Annotated in this window: 17 protein-coding genes and 1 tRNA gene; 16 read left to right on the forward strand and 2 right to left on the reverse strand. The window is 67.6% G+C overall.

Features of this window, described 5'->3' with window-relative positions; all coding sequences use genetic code 11:
* Positions 1-342 (forward strand): AMP-binding enzyme (locus BPODLACK_RS21975; RefSeq protein WP_442903281.1); only part of this gene is annotated, 342 nt, incomplete at its 5' end.
* A gap of 69 nt (positions 343-411) precedes the next feature.
* Positions 412-485: transfer RNA gene (locus BPODLACK_RS21980), tRNA-Met, on the forward strand.
* Positions 486-575: 90 nt separating this feature from the next.
* Here the strand turns inward: BPODLACK_RS21980 and BPODLACK_RS21985 are convergent.
* Positions 576-2,015, reverse strand: coding sequence for an APC family permease (locus tag BPODLACK_RS21985; RefSeq protein WP_159406240.1), 1,440 nt, complete (start codon positions 2,013-2,015; stop codon positions 576-578).
* A gap of 168 nt (positions 2,016-2,183) precedes the next feature.
* Here BPODLACK_RS21985 and BPODLACK_RS21990 point away from each other — a divergent pair, with 168 nt between their 5' ends.
* The 4 genes from BPODLACK_RS21990 to BPODLACK_RS22005 all read left to right on the forward strand — a co-directional run bounded on the left by BPODLACK_RS21990 (position 2,184) and on the right by BPODLACK_RS22005 (position 5,598).
* Positions 2,184-2,930 carry a phosphoglyceromutase gene (locus tag BPODLACK_RS21990; RefSeq protein ID WP_006437541.1) on the forward strand — a complete coding sequence of 249 codons (747 nt, stop codon included), beginning with the start codon at positions 2,184-2,186 and terminating at the stop codon, positions 2,928-2,930.
* A 100-nt stretch (positions 2,931-3,030) separates the two neighbouring features.
* Positions 3,031-3,351, forward strand: coding sequence for a GNAT family N-acetyltransferase (locus tag BPODLACK_RS21995; RefSeq protein WP_006437542.1), 321 nt, complete (start codon positions 3,031-3,033; stop codon positions 3,349-3,351).
* Positions 3,352-3,491: 140 nt separating this feature from the next.
* On the forward strand, positions 3,492-4,847 hold the full coding sequence (locus tag BPODLACK_RS22000) for a sensor histidine kinase (protein ID WP_159406241.1): 1,356 nt from the start codon (positions 3,492-3,494) through the stop codon (positions 4,845-4,847).
* A gap of 64 nt (positions 4,848-4,911) precedes the next feature.
* Positions 4,912-5,598 (forward strand): response regulator transcription factor, encoded by a 687-nt coding sequence (locus BPODLACK_RS22005; RefSeq protein WP_006437544.1) that lies wholly within the window; start codon positions 4,912-4,914, stop codon positions 5,596-5,598.
* A gap of 33 nt (positions 5,599-5,631) precedes the next feature.
* On the opposite strand, the gene BPODLACK_RS22010 is transcribed toward BPODLACK_RS22005, so the two are convergent.
* Positions 5,632-6,492, reverse strand: coding sequence for a hypothetical protein (locus BPODLACK_RS22010; protein WP_159406242.1), 861 nt, complete (start codon positions 6,490-6,492; stop codon positions 5,632-5,634).
* Positions 6,493-6,547: 55 nt separating this feature from the next.
* On the opposite strand from BPODLACK_RS22010, the gene BPODLACK_RS22015 reads away from it, so the two are divergent.
* From BPODLACK_RS22015 to BPODLACK_RS22060, 10 genes are all read left to right on the forward strand, one after another.
* Positions 6,548-7,525 carry a Ppx/GppA phosphatase family protein gene (locus tag BPODLACK_RS22015; protein ID WP_006437546.1) on the forward strand — a complete coding sequence of 326 codons (978 nt, stop codon included), beginning with the start codon at positions 6,548-6,550 and terminating at the stop codon, positions 7,523-7,525.
* A gap of 132 nt (positions 7,526-7,657) precedes the next feature.
* A complete protein-coding gene (locus BPODLACK_RS22020) occupies positions 7,658-9,529 on the forward strand; it encodes a hypothetical protein (RefSeq protein WP_159406243.1) in 1,872 nt (623 codons plus the stop codon).
* Complete coding sequence (locus BPODLACK_RS22025; protein ID WP_006437548.1) at positions 9,526-10,434, forward strand: sugar phosphate isomerase/epimerase family protein; 909 nt, start codon at positions 9,526-9,528, stop codon at positions 10,432-10,434. Before BPODLACK_RS22020 ends, BPODLACK_RS22025 begins: the two co-directional genes overlap by 4 nt.
* Positions 10,435-10,498: 64 nt before the next feature.
* Positions 10,499-11,359: a thioesterase family protein gene (locus BPODLACK_RS22030; protein WP_006437549.1), complete on the forward strand. Its 861-nt coding sequence runs from the start codon at positions 10,499-10,501 to the stop codon at positions 11,357-11,359.
* 6 nt (positions 11,360-11,365) lie between these two features.
* Positions 11,366-12,226, forward strand: a complete 861-nt coding sequence (gene proC, locus BPODLACK_RS22035; protein ID WP_006437550.1) for a pyrroline-5-carboxylate reductase — start codon at positions 11,366-11,368, stop codon at positions 12,224-12,226.
* 188 nt (positions 12,227-12,414) lie between these two features.
* Positions 12,415-12,648, forward strand: a complete 234-nt coding sequence (locus BPODLACK_RS22040) for a helix-turn-helix domain-containing protein (RefSeq protein WP_006437551.1) — start codon at positions 12,415-12,417, stop codon at positions 12,646-12,648.
* 315 nt (positions 12,649-12,963) lie between these two features.
* Positions 12,964-13,065: a 30S ribosomal protein bS22 gene (locus tag BPODLACK_RS22045; protein WP_003402602.1), complete on the forward strand. Its 102-nt coding sequence runs from the start codon at positions 12,964-12,966 to the stop codon at positions 13,063-13,065.
* A gap of 205 nt (positions 13,066-13,270) precedes the next feature.
* Positions 13,271-14,323 carry an NAD-dependent epimerase/dehydratase family protein gene (locus tag BPODLACK_RS22050; RefSeq protein WP_159406244.1) on the forward strand — a complete coding sequence of 351 codons (1,053 nt, stop codon included), beginning with the start codon at positions 13,271-13,273 and terminating at the stop codon, positions 14,321-14,323.
* A gap of 333 nt (positions 14,324-14,656) precedes the next feature.
* The gene (locus BPODLACK_RS22055) at positions 14,657-15,844 is read left to right on the forward strand and encodes a lysophospholipid acyltransferase family protein (protein ID WP_024500051.1); all 1,188 of its coding nucleotides are present in this window, start codon (positions 14,657-14,659) and stop codon (positions 15,842-15,844) included.
* Positions 15,845-15,876: 32 nt separating this feature from the next.
* Positions 15,877-17,040 (forward strand): zinc-binding dehydrogenase, encoded by a 1,164-nt coding sequence (locus BPODLACK_RS22060; RefSeq protein ID WP_159406245.1) that lies wholly within the window; start codon positions 15,877-15,879, stop codon positions 17,038-17,040.
* The last annotated feature ends 5 nt before the right edge of the window (positions 17,041-17,045 follow it).

Below are 17,045 nucleotides of genomic sequence, written 5' to 3' on the forward strand. Positions count from 1 at the left end.
CAGGTCGACCCGACCGGTTGCGTGTACATCGTCGACCGCCTCAAGGAGCTCATCAAGTACAAGGGCTACCAGGTGCCGCCGGCGGAGTTGGAGGCGTTGCTGTTGACCCATGAGGGGGTCGCCGATGTTGCGGTGATCGGGGTGATCGATGCGGAGTCGGGGGAGGAGATCCCCAAGGCGTTTGTGGTGCGGCAGCCGGATGCGCAGATCACCGCTGATGAGGTGATGGGGTTCGTGGCGTCGAAGGTGGCCCCGCACAAGAAGGTTCGTGCGGTGGAGTTCATCGAGGCGATCCCGAAGTCGGCGTCGGGCAAGATCCTGCGCAAAGACCTGCGCAAGTAGGGGCCCAGGCCTCGCTCGGGCGACCGATTAGGTCTGCTGCCGTCCCGCCGATAGTGTTGCTCACTGCAACGCGGGGTGGAGCAGCTCGGTAGCTCGCTGGGCTCATAACCCAGAGGTCGCAGGTTCAAATCCTGTCCCCGCTACGAGAACACCGACCCCACCCGGGTGATCACGTCACCGGGTGGGGTTCGGTGTATTCGGCCCGGTCCGCGTTGGCCGCGAGGACGCTCACTTCACTGGTGCGGCGGAACCTCGTCGTAGCTGACGGCATGGTCGCCGGACCGCTTGCGCCACCAGTACGTCAGCGCCCAGAGGAGTATGCCGAGCAGCAGGAGCCAGCCGGCGACCACATACTGCTCGGGGTCGCGGCCGGTGACCGGCAGGGTGAGGTACCCGCACGTGATGGCGCCGAGCACGGCGACCGGAGTGTAGGTCCGGAAGTGCTTGTGCTCCACCTTGTCCCGCCGCAGCACGAGTACCGATACGTTGACCACGGTGAACACCGCCAGCAGCAGCAGCGCGGTGGTGCCACCGAGCAGTCCCACGACCGAACTCTTCGGATCGGAGCTCACATAGGTGAGCAGTAGCAGGGCGATGACCGTGGTGAAGAGGACGGCCGCGAACGGCGTCCGGCGACCCGGGTGCACGTACGACAGGAACCTGGGCAGCACGCCTCGTTTGGCCATGCCGTAGAGCAACCGGCTGGCCATCATCATGTTGATCAGTGCGGTGTTGGCGACGGCGAACATCGAGATCCACGGCAGCAGGTCCGACATCGGGAAGTCCGGTGCCGCCGTCTGGACGACGTCGACGAGTGGGGTCTCGCTGTCGGCCAGCACGCCCACCGGCACGATGGCCACCGCGCAGATCGCGATGAGGACATAGACGAGGGCGGTGATGCTGAGGCCGCTCAGCATCACCCTCGGGAAGATGCGGGTCGGCTCCTTGCACTCCTCGGCCATGTTGACCGAGTCCTCGAAACCGACGAGTGCGAAGAAGGCCAGCGAGGTCGCCGCGGTGACGGCGACGAAGACGTTCTTGTCGTCGGGACTCTCGAAGGCCACCACCGCATCCCAGTGTTCGGCGTTGCCGCCGGCGATGAACCAATACCCGATGAACAGCACGAGCAACAGGCCGGAGAGCTCCACCAGCGTCAGCACCACGTTCGTGCCGACGCCCTCGGCGACTCCGCGAAAGTTGATGAACATGACGAGCAACAGGAAGCCGACGGCCACCGCGTACAGAGCCGGATTCGTGGCGTCGGGGGTGTCGCCGCTGAACGCCGTCAGCATGTTGACGGCGAAGGCGCGAGACGCCGTCGTCGCCGATGTGATGCCCGAGCACATCACCGTGAACAGGACGATGAAGGTGACGAAGTGGATACCGAAGGCCTTGTGCACGTACAGCGCTGCGCCCGCGGCCTCCGGATATTTCGTCACGAGCTCGAGATACGAGAACGCGGTGAGCGTCGCGACGGCGAAGGCGATGAGGAAAGGCAGCCATGCCGCGCCGCCGGCCTCGCCGGCCACCTGGCCGGTCAGTGCGTAGATGCCGGTGCCCAGGATGTCGCCGATGATGAACAGGAGCAGCAGCTTCGGACCCAGTACGCGTTTGAGTTCGGGCTGCTGTTCGGCATTCTTGCCGGTCTCCCCGGCATCTGTGCTGGCAGTCATGGGATCACGCTAGCCCTCGGATACCAGGGCCGCCGAGGGAATTGCGCCGGTCATCGCCGATTCGCCGGACGGGCCGGTCCGGGGGTGGGAGGGGGCGGGGTGACGGGAGAGGGCGGGGTCGGGGGCGGTGGGAAGAGGGCCCAGCGCGTCTGTGCGAAACTATCGCCCATGAGCAACGGCACCCTGATCCTGATGCGTCACGGCGAGAGCGAATGGAATGCGTCCAACCAGTTCACCGGATGGGTGGACGTGGCGCTCACGGACAAGGGGAAGGCCGAGGCCGAGCGGGCCGGCGAACTGCTCGTCGAGCATGACCTCCTGCCCGACGTCCTGTACACCTCGGTTCTGCGACGCGCGATCTCGACGGCGCAGATCGCCCTCGACCGCGCCGACCGCCACTGGATTCCGGTGGTCCGCGACTGGCGCCTCAACGAGCGTCACTACGGTGCGCTCCAGGGCCTGAACAAGGCCGACACCCTGGAGAAGTACGGCCAGGAGCAGTTCATGCTGTGGCGTCGCAGCTACGACACCCCGCCGCCGGCCATCGAGCCCGACGCGAAGTACAGCCAGGTCGGCGATCCGCGGTACGCCGACCTCGACCAGGTGCCGCTGACCGAGTGCCTCAAGGACGTCGTGGCGCGCATGATCCCGTACTTCACCGAGACGATCGCCGCCGATCTCCGGGCGGGCAAGACCGTGCTCATCGCCGCACACGGCAACTCGCTGCGGGCGCTCGTGAAGTACCTCGACGACATCTCCGACGAGGACATCGCGGGCCTGAACATCCCGACCGGCAACCCGCTGCGCTACGACCTCGACGAGAACCTCAAGCCGCTGAATCCGGGTGGCACCTACCTGGACCCCGAGGCGGCTGCCGCCGGCGCGGCTGCCGTCGCGGCCCAGGGTCAGAAGTAGGCCTTCACGGCGGCGCGCCCGCCGTCCGGGAGGCCGTGCGAGGAGCGTGTAACATAATCGCCATAGCTTCTTTGGTGTGACCCGCGCTACATTAGACGCTATGGCGGATGTGGGCACCCTGCGGATCGATCATTCCCCCGCTCAGGAAAGGTATGAGGCGGTTCTCGTCTCTGATTCCTTCGGCGAGGACGAGGTCGTCGGCTATCTCGACTATGTCTCCGAGTACTACCAGGTCGTGCTGACCCACACCGTGATCCGTGAGCAGTACAGCGGGCATGGCTATGCGGGACAACTCGTTCGGTTCGTCCTCGAGGACATCCGGGCCAGCGGCAAGCAGGTGGTCCCGGTGTGTTCGTACGTTCAGCGTTTCATCGAGCGCCACCCGGAGTTCGCGGACATGGCGGTCCCGGTCCCGCAGTGACCTCGCGCCGGCGGCGGGGTCATCACCCGTCGACGGTCATCCGCGCCGACCGCCACCTCTTCGGCCAACGGCGCGTGAACAGCTGCCGAACAGCTGCGACCTATGTGCGACCGGAGTTGGTTCGGCCGTAAGCTGAGCGGGTGGCCGCCGCAATCTCAGCCGCGACGATCGCGTTCGTACTCGCGCTCATCCTCGGAGTCATGCTGGGCCGTCGACTCGACGCACCCCGGCGGTCCCGACGCCTCGCGCTCCGCTCATCGTCCAGCCGGGGACGTGCACCCGCGGAATTCCAGTGCTCTCCAGACGCTGCCCTGCCGGTTCCGGCCACCGACCGCGCGCTGGTGCCGCGGGCCGTGTCGGCATCCGCCGAGATCCGCGATTCCGACGTCGCGTCGACGACCGCCGACGGCCGCATGACCAAGGCCGGCCTGTTGAGCATGGTGGTCCGCCACTCGTCGACCGCCGTCGCGGTGGTCGACGAGTTCCGGGATGTCGTGATGTTCAACCAGCGGGCCGTCGAACTGGGCATCGTCCGCGAGATGCTGCTCGCCGACCCCGTCTGGGATGCGGTCAAGGACGTCCTCGACTCCCACGTCGGTCACCACTTCGAGTTCAACCCGCCCACCTCGACCCTCGGCTTCGTCTCCACCGGCCGCACCCCGCGACCCATCGTCGAACACGTGCGGTGCCTCGCCAAGGTGGTGGCACAGGACGACGAGCGCTACGCCGTGGTCTACGGCCTCGACGACACCGAACACAAGCGTCTGGAGGCCACCCGGCGCGACTTCGTGGCGAACGTGTCGCACGAACTCAAGACGCCGGTCGGAGCCATCGGATTGCTGGCCGAGGCCCTCCTGGAATCAGCCGACGACGTCGAGTCGGTCCGGCACTTCGGGCAACGGGTGGTCGGGGAGACCAAACGCATGGGCAGGCTGGTGAGCGAGCTGCTGGCCCTGTCCCGCCTGCAGGAGGGCGACACCCCCGAGTTCACCCCGGTCGGTGTCGACGAACTGATCGACGACGCCCTCTCGGCGGCGACGCTGACGGCGGAGGCGGCGGCGATCGAACTGCGGTCCGACGACCCGATCGGCGCGACGATCCGCGGCGACCGGCTCCTGCTGCTGACCGCTCTCAACAACCTGATCACCAACGCCATCGCCTATTCGCCTCCGGACACCGTCGTCTCGATCAGCCGCCGCATCATCAAGATCGACGGCCGGCCCATGGTGGCGATCGCCGTGACCGACCGGGGCATCGGCATCGCGCGCGCCGACCAGCAGCGTGTCTTCGAACGGTTCTTCCGCGTCGACCAGGCGAGGTCGCGGATGACCGGTGGTACCGGACTGGGCCTGGCCATCGTCAAACACGTGGCCGCCAATCACGGCGGCACGATCAACCTGTGGAGCGAACCCGGTACGGGCTCCACCTTCACGCTGTGCATCCCCGAGGACCTCTCCGACATGGACTGGTCCACCGAGGATGGGGGGTCCAGGTGAGTCCCCACCATCTGCCGATCCGATCGGCCACCCCTGCGGTGACGACAACGAAGGAATCTGAGAGTTGACCCACGTGCTGATCGTCGAGGACGAGGAATCGCTGGCTGATCCGCTGGCGTTCCTACTGCGCAAGGAAGGGTTCGAGGCCAGCATCGTCAACGACGGTGCGCAGGCGCTGCCGACCTTCGACCGCGTGAGCCCCGACATCGTGCTCCTCGACCTGATGCTGCCCGGGATGTCGGGGACAGAGATCTGCAAGGCCCTACGGGCCCGGTCGAATGTGCCGGTGATCATGGTGACGGCCCGCGACACCGAGATCGACAAGGTCGTCGGCCTGGAACTCGGTGCCGACGACTACGTGACCAAGCCGTACTCGGCACGGGAACTCATCGCCCGCATCCGGGCGGTCCTGCGACGCGGGGGCGACACCGCCGAGGAGGACCTCGATCTCGGTGTCCTCGAGGCGGGCCCGGTCCGGATGGACGTCGAGCGTCATACCGTCGCGGTCAACGGTGAATCGATCACCATGCCGCTCAAGGAATTCGATCTCCTCGAATACCTTCTGCGCAATGCCGGCCGTGTGCTGACGCGCGGGCAGCTGATCGATCGCGTCTGGGGTGCCGACTACGTCGGCGACACCAAGACCCTGGACGTGCACGTGAAGCGCCTGCGCTCCAAGATCGAGCCGGACCCGGCCAACCCGAAACACCTCATCACCGTTCGCGGACTCGGATACAAACTGGAGGCCTGAGCCGGGTGCGCGGGGTGTCCCCGCGCACCCGTGTCACTCCGGCGGCTGCAGCTCGTATTTGACGTCGGTCTCGCGACGCGCGGTCGCGGCTGTTGTTGCCGGGTGAACGGCGATGAGCCCCAACCCGTTCCGGCGCTGGCATGCGGCCGCGAGGGCCTCGTAGGCGGCGGCGCCGATGAGCTCGGTCAGCTCGGGCGCATAGGACTCCCAGACCTGCTTCGCGCCGACGTGTGCGTCGGGCGATCCCGAGCAGTACCACTTGAGATCGTGCCCGCCCTCGCCCCAGCCACGGCGGTCGAACTCGGTGATCGTGGTCTGCAACACCTGGGTGCCGTCGGGACGTTCCACCCAGTCCTGCTCACGGCGCACCGGCAGCTGCCAGCACACGTCGGGCTTGACGGTGAGCGGCTCGAGGCCCTTGCGCAAGGCCATCGAGTGCAGTGCACAACCCACGCCGCCGGCGAAGCCCGGACGGTTCAGGAAGATGCACGCGCCCTTGTGAAGTCGCGTCTTCAGCGCGGGCTCGTCATCGAGGTCACCCTCCTCGAGGTAGCCCTTGGGGCCGAGTGGGTTCTTGCCGGAACCCTTGTTGTGGAACTGCCAGTCCTCGGGGGTGAGCATCGAGACGCCGTGGGCGAGACGTTTGCGGTCGTCGGAGTCGGACAGGTAGGCGCCGTGGCTACAGCAGCCGTCGGTCTCGCGTCCGGGCAGGATGCCCTGGCAGGCCGGGGTACCGAAGACGCACGTCCAGTGCGACAGCAGCCAGGTCAGGTCGGCTCTGATGTGGTGTTCGGGATCGGCCGGATCGACGAATTCGTACCATTCGCGCGGAAAATCGAGTTCGACCTCCGGGGCGGGGGTGATTCGTGGCGCGGACGGCGAGATGGCGGTCACGACCACAACGGTAGCCGGGATCGTGCCGCCACGACGCCTGCACTACCGTTGACGCGTGCGCTTAGGAGTTCTGGATGTGGGTAGCAACACTGTCCACCTCCTGGTGGTCGACGCCCATCGGGGCGGTCACCCGACCCCCATGAGTTCGACCAAGGCGGTTCTACGGCTGGCCGAACAGATCGACGACGACGGCCGGATGAGTGACAAGGCCGTGGCGAAGCTGATCGACTCGGTTGAGGAGTTCACCCACATCGCGGCCACCTCCGGATGCGAGCAGATGATGGCCTTCGCGACGTCGGCCGTCCGGGACGCCACCAACTCCGACGATCTGCTCGACGAGGTCGAGAGGTGCACCGGTGTGCGCATCGCGGTCCTGTCCGGCCGTGACGAGGCGCGGCTCACCTCACTTGCCGTCCGCCGCTGGCGCGGGTGGAGCGCGGGACGCATCCTCGCCCTCGACATCGGCGGCGGGTCCCTGGAGATGTCCAACGGCGTCGACGAGGAGCCCGATGTCGCGCTGTCGCTGCCCCTGGGCGCCGGCCGGCTGACGCGTGAGTGGCTGCCGGACGATCCACCGGACCGGCGTCGGATCGGTGTCCTGAGGGACTGGCTCGACGCGGAGTTGCGTGGACCGGCCAAGGAACTCCTCGGGCCCGGTTCACCAGACCTCTGTGTGGGCACCTCGAAGACCTTCCGCAGCCTCGCCCGACTCACCGGGGCCGCGCCGTCGAGCGCGGGACCCCGCGTTCGTCGCGAACTGACCACAGGTGGCCTTCGTCAGCTGATCTCCTTCATCTCCCGGATGACCCGCTCCGACCGCGCCGAGCTCGAAGGCGTCAGCGCCGATCGTGCCGGTCAGCTGGTTGCGGGGGCGCTCGTGGCGGAGGCGGCTATGCGGGCCTTCCAAGTCGATACACTGGAAATCTGTCCGTGGGCTCTGCGGGAGGGCGTCATCCTGCGTCGACTTGACGCGGAACCGGCCGACTCGTTCGAGCCCTCACAGACGACTGGCGCCCGTGGCGGCGTCGGCTGATCCGGTCTGCGATGCCCACGGGTGCGCGGGATGGGGGAGAAGGTCGACGGTGTGGTCCACGAGCGCCGAGAGTTACCCAAGCGGATGCGCTCGACCGGCATCCGGTGACGTTCGAGGACGGAGAGCCACTTCATGTCGAAGGATTCGGAACCCGAATCTCGACCCATTTCGGTATCGGAACTACTCGCCCGGTCGCAGGCGGCCGGCGGTACGACGCCGACCCGGCGTGACGGTCGGGGACGGCGGCGTGCGGGTCGCGACGGCTCGGTCTCGGTTTCCGAACTGACCGGAGAGATCCCGAAGATCAACGACGCGTCCGCACCGCAGGCCGACGAGAAGATCGCGCCCGCAGACAAGGGTGCGTCCGCGGAGGCCCGGGAGGCCGAGGCTCCGACGGTCGAGGCCCCGGAGGCCGAGCCCACCGAGGCGACCACCACCGAGGCCGAGGCCACCGAGACCACCGAGGCCGAGGCCACCGAGACCGCGACCCCGGCTGCGCCCGAATCCGCCGCGCCCGACGCGTCCGAGGCGGAGCCCACCGAGGCGAAGCCGACCGAGGCGAAGGCCTCGGAGCCGAAGGACACCGGGACCTCCGCCGACAAGACCGCATCCGGGCCCGCGACCCGCGGATGGAGCCCCACGGGCCGGTCGGGGACCGAGACCCCGGGCGGTCCGTTCCCACGGTCGGGGAATCCCGTTGCGCGTCGCGCCGCCGACGACCGCCCGGTCGCCGATCGGCCGCGCCCGGACCGGCCGTTCGCGCCGGGAGGTCGCACCGCCAGCGGGATGCCCGGCTTCGGCGCGACGCCGCCGGCCACCCGTGACTTCAGCTCGGACGCCGTGGCCCGCCGCATGAGTCCGCCGCGCGATTCGGAGCCCGTCGACGAGGAGTCGGCGAACGCGGTCACCGGGATCATCCCGATGGTGGACGGGGCCGATGGCGGCACCGACGAAGGTCTCGTCGTCGTCGAATCCGATGATGTGGTGACCCACGACCTGACCGAGGTCGACTCCGGTTCCGGACCGCGTGAGCGTGGTGACAGCGGGTTCTCCGACGTCATGGACTTCGACGCCTACCGCAACTTCGCCGACGTGGAAGGCGACGCCGGCCCCGGTGCACAGCCGACCGGTACGAGCAGGCTCAAAGGCGCCAAGGCGCTCGGCGGGCTCGCACGCAAGCTCTTCGGCCGGAAGGGGGCCGCCGCTGCCGTCGGTTCCGGGACCCAGGCCGGCACGTCGGCGGCCGAGGACACCGGCACGCGGTCCGTTCCGGGTGGCCGTGCGCGAGCCGCCGCGGCACGGGCACGCCGTGACGACGACAACCCGACCGAGATCATCGAGCCCATCGCGCCCCCGGAAGACGACTCCACGCGCGAGGACACCGCGCGGGACGAGACCCGGCCGGAGGAGACCCGACCCGAGGAAACAGAGGCCTGGCAGGCGTCGGCCCAGTGGTACGACACCGAGGCGTGGTCGGCGCCGGTCGTGGACGAAGAGGACAACCAGCAGGACGAGACGACCCCCGAACCGGCCGAGGGCTCCGAGGCGGTGGTCCTGTCCAAGCACGAGACCGCACGCGTGGAGGAGACCACTGATCTCGACGAGACCCCCGACGTCGTCGCCGACGGGTCGTCGGAGGAGACCGCCGCCATCTCGGCGGGCGCCGCGGACTCCGAGCAGGGCAAGGTCGAGAAGCCCGCGGTCGCCGGCAGCGAGGTCGGCGAACCGGAGGCCGGGGAGGAGCGGTCACCGGCCCTCGCCTGGCTCCTGATCCTCGGTCAGGCAGTCGTGGGTCTGCTGGTCGGCATCGGTCTGTTCTGGGGATTCACCGAGCTGTGGCGCTGGAACCCGTACTTCGCGCTGGTCCTCGCGGTGCTGGTGATCTTCGGGATCGTCACGCTCTCGCACGTCGTGCGGCGCACCAAGGACCTGGCGACGACGCTGCTCGCATTGGGCGTCGGGCTGTTGGTGACCATCGGTCCACTTGTGTTGCTGGCAACGTGACGTCGTCCGAGCCACCCCTTCTCCCCAGACCAGAGATACCCATCGGTCTGTCCACCGCCTCGGTCTACCCGCAGAACACCGAGGCGGCCTTCGCCTACGCGGCGGATCTCGGTTACGACGGGGTCGAGCTGATGGTCTGGGGCGACCCGGTCAGCCAGGACATTCGCCGCGTCGGATATCTGTCGGACCACTACCAGGTCCCGGTGTTGTCGATCCATGCCCCGTGCCTGCTGATCTCACAGCGCGTCTGGGGCCGGGACCCGGTGGTGAAACTGGCCCGATCGGTGCAGGCGGCCGAGGATCTGGGTGCCCCGACCGTGGTGGTGCACCCACCGTTCCGCTGGCAGCGCGGCTATGTGTCGGCCTTCGACGACCTCGTCGGCGAACTCGAGGACGACAGCGGGGTCGCGATAGCCGTGGAGAACATGTTCCCGATGCGTGCCGACCGTTTCTTCGGATCACGTGAACCATCCGTGCGACGACTCCAGAAGCGGGGCGGTGGGCCCGGTCTCGCCGCGTCCGCATTCGGCAAGTCGATCGATCCCACCGACGACGGATACGCGAACTACACCCTCGACCTCTCGCACACCGCGACGGCCGGGGTGGACGCCCTCGATCTCCTCGATCGCATGGGACGCAACCTCAACCACCTCCATCTCGCCGACGGGCACGGTGCGGCGACCGACGAACACCTCATCCCCGGCGACGGTGGACAACCGTGTGCCGAGGTGTGCCGCCGGATCGCGGCGAGCGACTTCGCCGGTGCCGTGGTGCTGGAGGTCAGCACCGGCAGCGCCCGGACCAAGCCCGAGCGCGGTGCACTCCTGGCCCGTTCGCTAGATTTTGCGCGGCAGCATCTCAAACGGGAGCTGCACCCCGAGAGCGCCGGCCGGCGCAACAACTGACGCCGGAGATCGTCGCGTTGCGGTCTTCGCCGGCGTCGGGGTCGGCACGACGAAAGCGGGGACCATGACCAGCAAGATCACCGAGGTGCAGATCCTGACCGAGGTGGACCGCGGTGGTCCCGACGCCATCACGCTGCGTGCGCACATCGACGAGACCTTCACCATCGGACCCAAGGTGCACGGCGGCACCCTGCAGATGGTCGTGGCGAAGGCGGCGCGCACCGCACTCACCGCCCTCACCCCGTCCGACGACCCGAAAGTCGCGGATGCGTCCGCCGCGATGATCCCGGTCGCCATCGCCAGTGACTACCTGACCGCCCCGGACGCCGCGGACATCGATTTCGCGATCACCGTGCGCAAACGCGGCCGGACCGTGACGGTCCTGCACGTCGACGCGGTCCAGCAGGGTCGTACGGTCGTCTCCTCGTCGGTGACGATGGCGCGTCCCGACTCCGGGACCCCGCACCACTCCGGTCCGAACGTGCTCGACGGCACGCCAGTCGAACCGCCGTCGACCGGCATCCCCCTCGACGGTTCGCCGATCGCCGAGGTCAACCACCTCGGCGCGGCGATCGACCTGGTCCTCGACCCGGAGACGTTCCCGATCGTCCGCGGTGAGACCGGTGAGCCGCTCGTGCGCGGGTGGATCCGTCCGAAGGACGTCGATCCCGACGAATACTTCTCGGTCCTCGTCTGCGACATCTCGCCGCCGGTGGTCATGAATCTCGCGTTGTTCGGTTGGGCGCCGACCGTGCAGCTGACCACCTATGTCCGACGGCATCCGGCGCCCGGGTGGCTGCGCTTCGCCGCGACGAGTACCGAGGTCGGGCCCGGAATGTTCGAGGAGGATCATCTCGTGGTGGACTCGACCGGGACGGTTGTCGCCCAGTCCCGCCAATTGGCACTCATTCCCGCAGGAAGGTAGACATTCGTGACCGAACGCATCGCCATCATCGGTGGAGGCAAGATCGGGGAGGCGCTCCTGGCCGGCCTGATCGGCGCCGGAACCCCGACGAAGGATCTCGTCGTCGCGGAGAAACTCGAATCCCGGGCGTCCGAGATCGCCGACGAGTACGGGGTCCTGGTCACCGACGTGAAGACGGCCGCCGAATCCGCGCACTACGTCTTCCTGGCCATCAAGCCGGACGACGTCGACTCGGTGCTCCACATCCTCGCCTCGGCGGAGGACAACGCCGAGAGCGAACGCGTCACCGTGACCCTGGTGGCCGGCATCCCGCTGGAGCGCTACGAAAGCGCCCTGCAGGCCGGTTCGCCGGTCATCCGTGTCATGCCCAACACCCCGATGCTGGTCAACGAGGCCATGTCCGCGGTCGCTGCCGGCCGCTACGTCGGCGAGGAACAACTCCAGGCGGTCGTCAGACTCCTCAAGACCGTGGGGCGGGTGGCCGTGGTACCGGAGAAGCAGATGGACGCGGTCACCGCCGTGTCCGGGTCCGGACCCGCCTACGTCTTCCTGCTCGCCGAGGCGATGATCGACGCCGGTGTCGGGCTCGGACTCACCCGCGCCCAGGCGTCCGAGATGGCCATCCAGACCATCCGCGGTGCGGGGGTCCTGCTCAGCGATTCGGGTATGTCACCCGTCGACCTGCGGGCCGCGGTGACCTCTCCGGGCGGGACCACCGCCGAGGCGATCCGCGAGTTCGAGGCGAACGGTCTACGGCACGCCGTCTACCAGGCGACTCGCGCGTGCGCGGCCGCCAGCGCACGAGGCGGACGTCGAGTGGAAGTCGAGGGTTTGGCGTCGGGACACGCGGTTTCCGACACCCCATGAGTAGTGGTCGACAGGCAGCTAAACCCCAGCATGTTGGGGTCGAGTCACAGAAATCTCAGGAATCACGGTCCCTCACGTCGCTTTTTTCACATCTGCCACGCTAAGCTGCTTTAAGCACGTGCGTGTCTGATGTCCGCAGGAGGGGAAGCCTGCGGCCGCGACGCGTGCACCGGAGGTATGAGTGATCAATGGCACCTGCAGACACTCCTGGTGACAGGACGGCCTCGGTGAGCAACGCGACCTCTGGGTCGCAGTTCCTCACCGTCGCCGAGGTTGCGTCGCTGATGCGCGTTTCGAAGATGACCGTCTACCGTCTCGTCCACAACGGCGAACTGCCTGCGGTTCGGGTCGGACGCTCGTTCCGTGTGCACGCGAAAGCGGTGCACGACTACCTGGAGACGTCGTACTTCGACGCCGGATAGGTTCGGTCTCGGCTGACGCGCCGATCAGCAGTTTCACACAGCACTCCCGAGGGTGGCCCCGTCGCCGCCCCGGGAGTGTTGTGTCTGGAGCGGCTGTTCGCCTGTGCCGGCAGCCGGTTTCGCGCCGTCATTTCGGACACCGCGATTTCCTGATCCGACACACGGCCCGGTAGGCTCAGTGGTCGCGTACCTGGATGTACCGGTGAGCTCCTCGACCCGGGTCGTCGACGCCAGTCGACGATCACTGACGAAGCCGATCGAGTGCAGGCCAGGGTCGGTCAAGTTCATCAGTGTCAATCGTGAGGAAGCGCCCCGATGGGTTCAGTGATCAAGAAGCGCCGCAAGCGCATGTCGAAGAAGAAGCACCGCAAGCTGCTGCGTCGAACCCGGGTGCAGCGCCGCAAACTCGGCAAATAAGCACTCGCATGGCACCAGGACCCGCCTCGGCGGGTCCTTTTGCTGTTGCAGACCCGCCTCGGCGGGTCCTTGTGGTGTCCGGGGCTGTTGCCGCTGGGGTCTTTTGTCACACGAATAATGTGGTTTCGGGGTCGTTCGTCACCGATGACGCCGATCTCCGCCCCTCGGCGGGCTGAAACGGGTTGATGCCGTTAGCCTCGACGCCATGGCCGAATCCTCCGCAGTGCTACCTCGGGTCGTCCTGGTCACGGGAGCGTCGACTTTCCTGGGCGGGTATCTGGTCGCGCGGCTCGCAGCCAACCCACAGATCGAACGTGTGCTGGCCGTCGACTCCCGGGTGCCGCGCAAGGACCTGCTGCGCCGGATGGGGCGGGCGGAGTTCCTGCGCCTGGACATCCGGCGTCCCACGATCGCGAAGGCCCTGGCGTCGTATGGGGTCGACACGGTGGTGCACGCCGCCACGTCGATCGCCGACACCGCGCCGCACTCGGCGGCGATCAAGGAGTTCAACGTTCTCGGCGCGATGCAGGTCTGCGCCGCCTGTCAGCGGACGCCGTCGGTGAAGCGTCTCGTGCTGCGGTCCACGGCGATGGTCTACGGAGCCAGTGCACACGACCCGTCGCACTTCTCGGAGGAGACCCGCGCGCGCCGCGAGCCCAAGCGCGGCTATGGCCGCGACCTCCTGGACGTGGAGGGCTACGTGCGCGGTCTCGGGCGCCGGCGCCAGGACATCGACATCACGATCGTGCGTCCGCAGGCGATGTTGGGTCCGCGGATCACCACGCGGATGGGTTCGTATCTGTCGGCGCCGGTGGTGCCGACGGTCCTCGGCTACCAGCCGCGTCTGCAGTTCCTGCACGAGGAGGATGCGCTCGCGGCGATGGAGCATGTCACCCTGGCGGGCAAGCCGGGCACGTTCAATCTCGCGGGCGAGGGCGTGGTGACGCTGACGCAGGCGATCCGTCGGCTCGGGCACATCGAACTACCGGTCCCGAGCGGTCTCCTCGCGCCGATCTCCGGCGTCTTCCAGGATCTGCGTTCGGCGAAGCTGCGTTCGTCGCAGACCGAATTCCTGACCTATGGCCGGGTGCTGGACACCACCAGGATGCGCACCGAACTGGGTTTCGTGCCGCGGTACACGACCATGGAAACCCTCGATGACTTCGTCGAACGCAGCGGCGTGACACCGGTGATCGGGTCCGACGCGTGGCGTGCGTTCGAGCAGCGAGTCGTGTCTGCCGCACATCAACTCCAGTGAAATGCGAGACGAGATTTGTACGACGAGTTCCGGTCAAGGTGCGCAACGTCACTGCTACCTCTAGACTGGGTCATCAGACCCACACTGCGCGCAGGGGCAGCCACTCCACCGCGGGCGAGGGTGAGGACTTCGGGAACATGCCGGCGATCACGCGGGGAAGATCGTGGCCGTTCCCAGGTCCCGTTTCATGTCATCGACAACGCGGCGCTGCGTCTGTAGATCCGAAGGAATGGCCTGTGACGGAACGATTGCCAGTAGTTCAGGCAGCCCCGGTTCAAACCGTCGAGCGGGGGTTCGCCGACACACGGACGATCCTGGGGACAGGAACAAGGGGTGAGCGCCTTGGCAGGTAGCGGAGCGACAGATGCACGTACCGCGAAGGTCATACAGCTCTATGCGTCATCGTCGGGACCGGACGCCACCGCGGATCGCCGCGGTGCACGTGATTCCGGCCGTCGCCGACATCCGAGCCAGCAGACGCCCGAGCGGCGTGTGAAACACGGTGTCACGCAGGGAGATTCGACGGGCCTCGGTCACCCCAATACCGATGGATTCGGACGTCCGCCCGCGCGGGTGACCCCGATCAGCAGCGAGATCGCCCTGTCGGACGAGGCGCTCGGTGTCGAACACCGGGGGCCGTCGAAGTCGAGCCCGCTGTTCAGTCTCGGTGGCATTCGGAACGCCGTCGCCGACACCTTGACCTCCACCGCCGGCTTCATCCGCGAGCGGATGACAGGCGAGTACGAGGTCGACGAGTTCGGATTCGATCCCCATTTCACCGAATCGGTGTGGTTTCCGGCAGTTCGGCAGGTCTATGAGAAGTGGTTCCGGGTCGAAGTGACCGGAATCGAGAATCTGCCCCTCGAGGGCGGTGCGCTCCTCGTCGCCAACCACGCCGGCACCATCCCGGTCGACGCGATCATCACCTCGCTCGCCGTCCGCGACAACCATCCCGACCATCGGTACCTGCGTGTCCTCGCCGCCGACATGGCCTTCGACTCGCCGGGCATCAGTGAGGTCGCGCGCCGGATCGGTGCGACGCTCGCCTGCAACAGCGACGCCGACCGGTTGCTGCGTGCTGGGGAGCTCACCGCCGTCTGGCCGGAGGGGTTCAAGGGCATCGGCAAGCTCTACAAGGACCGCTACAAGCTGCAGCGGTTCGGCCGGGGCGGCTTCGTGACCACCGCACTGCGCAACGCGGCGCCGATCATCCCGGTGTCGATCGTGGGCTCGGAGGAGATCTATCCGATGCTCGCCGACCTCAAGCCGCTCGCCAAGGTGCTCGGCCTTCCGTACTTTCCGATCACGCCGCTGTTCCCGTTGCTGGGCCCGCTGGGCATGGTGCCGTTGCCGTCGAAGTGGCACATCCACTTCGGCCGCCCGATCGAGACCGGTTCCTACGACGAATCGTCGGCCGACGACCCGATGGTGGTCTTCGACCTCACCGACCATGTCCGCGAGGAGATCCAGCAGACCCTGTTCCGGATGCTGAGCCGGCGGGGGAGTGTCTACTTCGGCTGACGGGATGCCGGTGTGCCTGATACTCATGAGGCATGCGTGCAGTCGTGTGTCGAGCCGGTGAGCTGACCGTCCAAGACGTCCCCATGCCCGTTCCGGAGACCGGACAGGTGCTCCTGCGGGTCCTGCGGGCGGGGATCTGCGGGTCTGACCTCCATGCCCGCGTGCACTGCGACGCGACCGCGGATGTGTCCGACGAGGTCGGCTATGGCGCGTTCATGCGTTCGGACCAGTCGGTGGTGTTGGGCCACGAATTCGCCGGCGAGGTGGTGTCTTACGGCCCGGGATGCCGTAAGCGGTGGGCGCCGGGGACGCCGGTGGTGTCGGTGCCGATGATCCGGCACGGCGACGAGGCGCATCTGACCGGGCTGACGGCGTCGGCTTCGGGCGCCTACGCGCAGTTCGTGCTGGTGTCCGAGGACATGACTTTTGAGATTCCCCACGGCCTGTCGGTTGAACACGCGGCCCTCACCGAACCCCTGGCCGTCGCCCATCACGCGGTCCGCCGGGGCGAGGTCGGCCGGCGCGACGTGGCCGTGGTGATCGGCTGCGGACCCATCGGGCTCGCGGTCGTCGCGATGCTCAAGGCGTCGGGCGTGCGCACCGTGATCGCGAGCGATCTGTCCGCGGGGCGCCGAGCCCTGGCCGGGCGCGTCGGCGCCGACATCGTCGTCGATCCGGCCGTGGAGTCACCGTTCGACCGGTGTGCGCGCGAGGGCAAGTACGTCACCGCGGCGCAGGACCTGCTGGGCACCGCCTTCGATGCGATGCACACTCTGCGTCGAATCCCGTTGGCGCCGTGGGACTCCCTGTTCCGAATCGCCGATCGGCTCGGCGCGACGCCGAAGGGGCCGGTGATCTTCGAATGCGTGGGTACTCCGGGCATGATCGAGCACGTCGTGTCGAATGCCCCGTTCCGCTCACGTGTCGTCGTGGTCGGTGTGTGCATGGAACCGGACACGTTCCGCCCGGCGATGGCGCTCAACAAGGAGATCGAGCTGCGGTTCGTGTTCGTCTACGATCCGGCCGAATTCCACGAGACCCTGCAGATGATCGCCGAGGGCAAGGTCGACGTCGGGCCGATGATCACCGCGACCGTCGGGCTCGAGGGGGTGGCGCCGGCGTTCGACGCGCTCGGCGCGGCCGCTCACCATGCGAAGGTGCTGATCGACCCGATGAGTGAGAGCGACTCGCTCTGACGAGG

Origin of the sequence: Gordonia sp. YY1 (genome assembly GCF_009872315.1) — a bacterium.
Classification (GTDB): domain Bacteria; phylum Actinomycetota; class Actinomycetes; order Mycobacteriales; family Mycobacteriaceae; genus Gordonia; species Gordonia amicalis.

Excerpts from the sequence above, each read along its gene's own strand:
- BPODLACK_RS21985 (WP_159406240.1), bottom strand. The coding sequence starts at position 2,015 with ATGACTGCCAGCACAGATGCCGGGGAGACCGGCAAGAATGCCGAACAG.
- BPODLACK_RS21990 (WP_006437541.1), top strand. The coding sequence starts at position 2,184 with ATGAGCAACGGCACCCTGATCCTGATGCGTCACGGCGAGAGCGAATGG.
- BPODLACK_RS21995 (WP_006437542.1), top strand. The coding sequence starts at position 3,031 with ATGGCGGATGTGGGCACCCTGCGGATCGATCATTCCCCCGCTCAGGAA.
- BPODLACK_RS22020 (WP_159406243.1), top strand. The coding sequence starts at position 7,658 with ATGTCGAAGGATTCGGAACCCGAATCTCGACCCATTTCGGTATCGGAA.
- BPODLACK_RS22030 (WP_006437549.1), top strand. The coding sequence starts at position 10,499 with ATGACCAGCAAGATCACCGAGGTGCAGATCCTGACCGAGGTGGACCGC.
- BPODLACK_RS22040 (WP_006437551.1), top strand. The coding sequence starts at position 12,415 with ATGGCACCTGCAGACACTCCTGGTGACAGGACGGCCTCGGTGAGCAAC.
- BPODLACK_RS22045 (WP_003402602.1), top strand. The coding sequence starts at position 12,964 with ATGGGTTCAGTGATCAAGAAGCGCCGCAAGCGCATGTCGAAGAAGAAG.
- BPODLACK_RS22050 (WP_159406244.1), top strand. The coding sequence starts at position 13,271 with ATGGCCGAATCCTCCGCAGTGCTACCTCGGGTCGTCCTGGTCACGGGA.
- BPODLACK_RS22060 (WP_159406245.1), top strand. The coding sequence starts at position 15,877 with ATGCGTGCAGTCGTGTGTCGAGCCGGTGAGCTGACCGTCCAAGACGTC.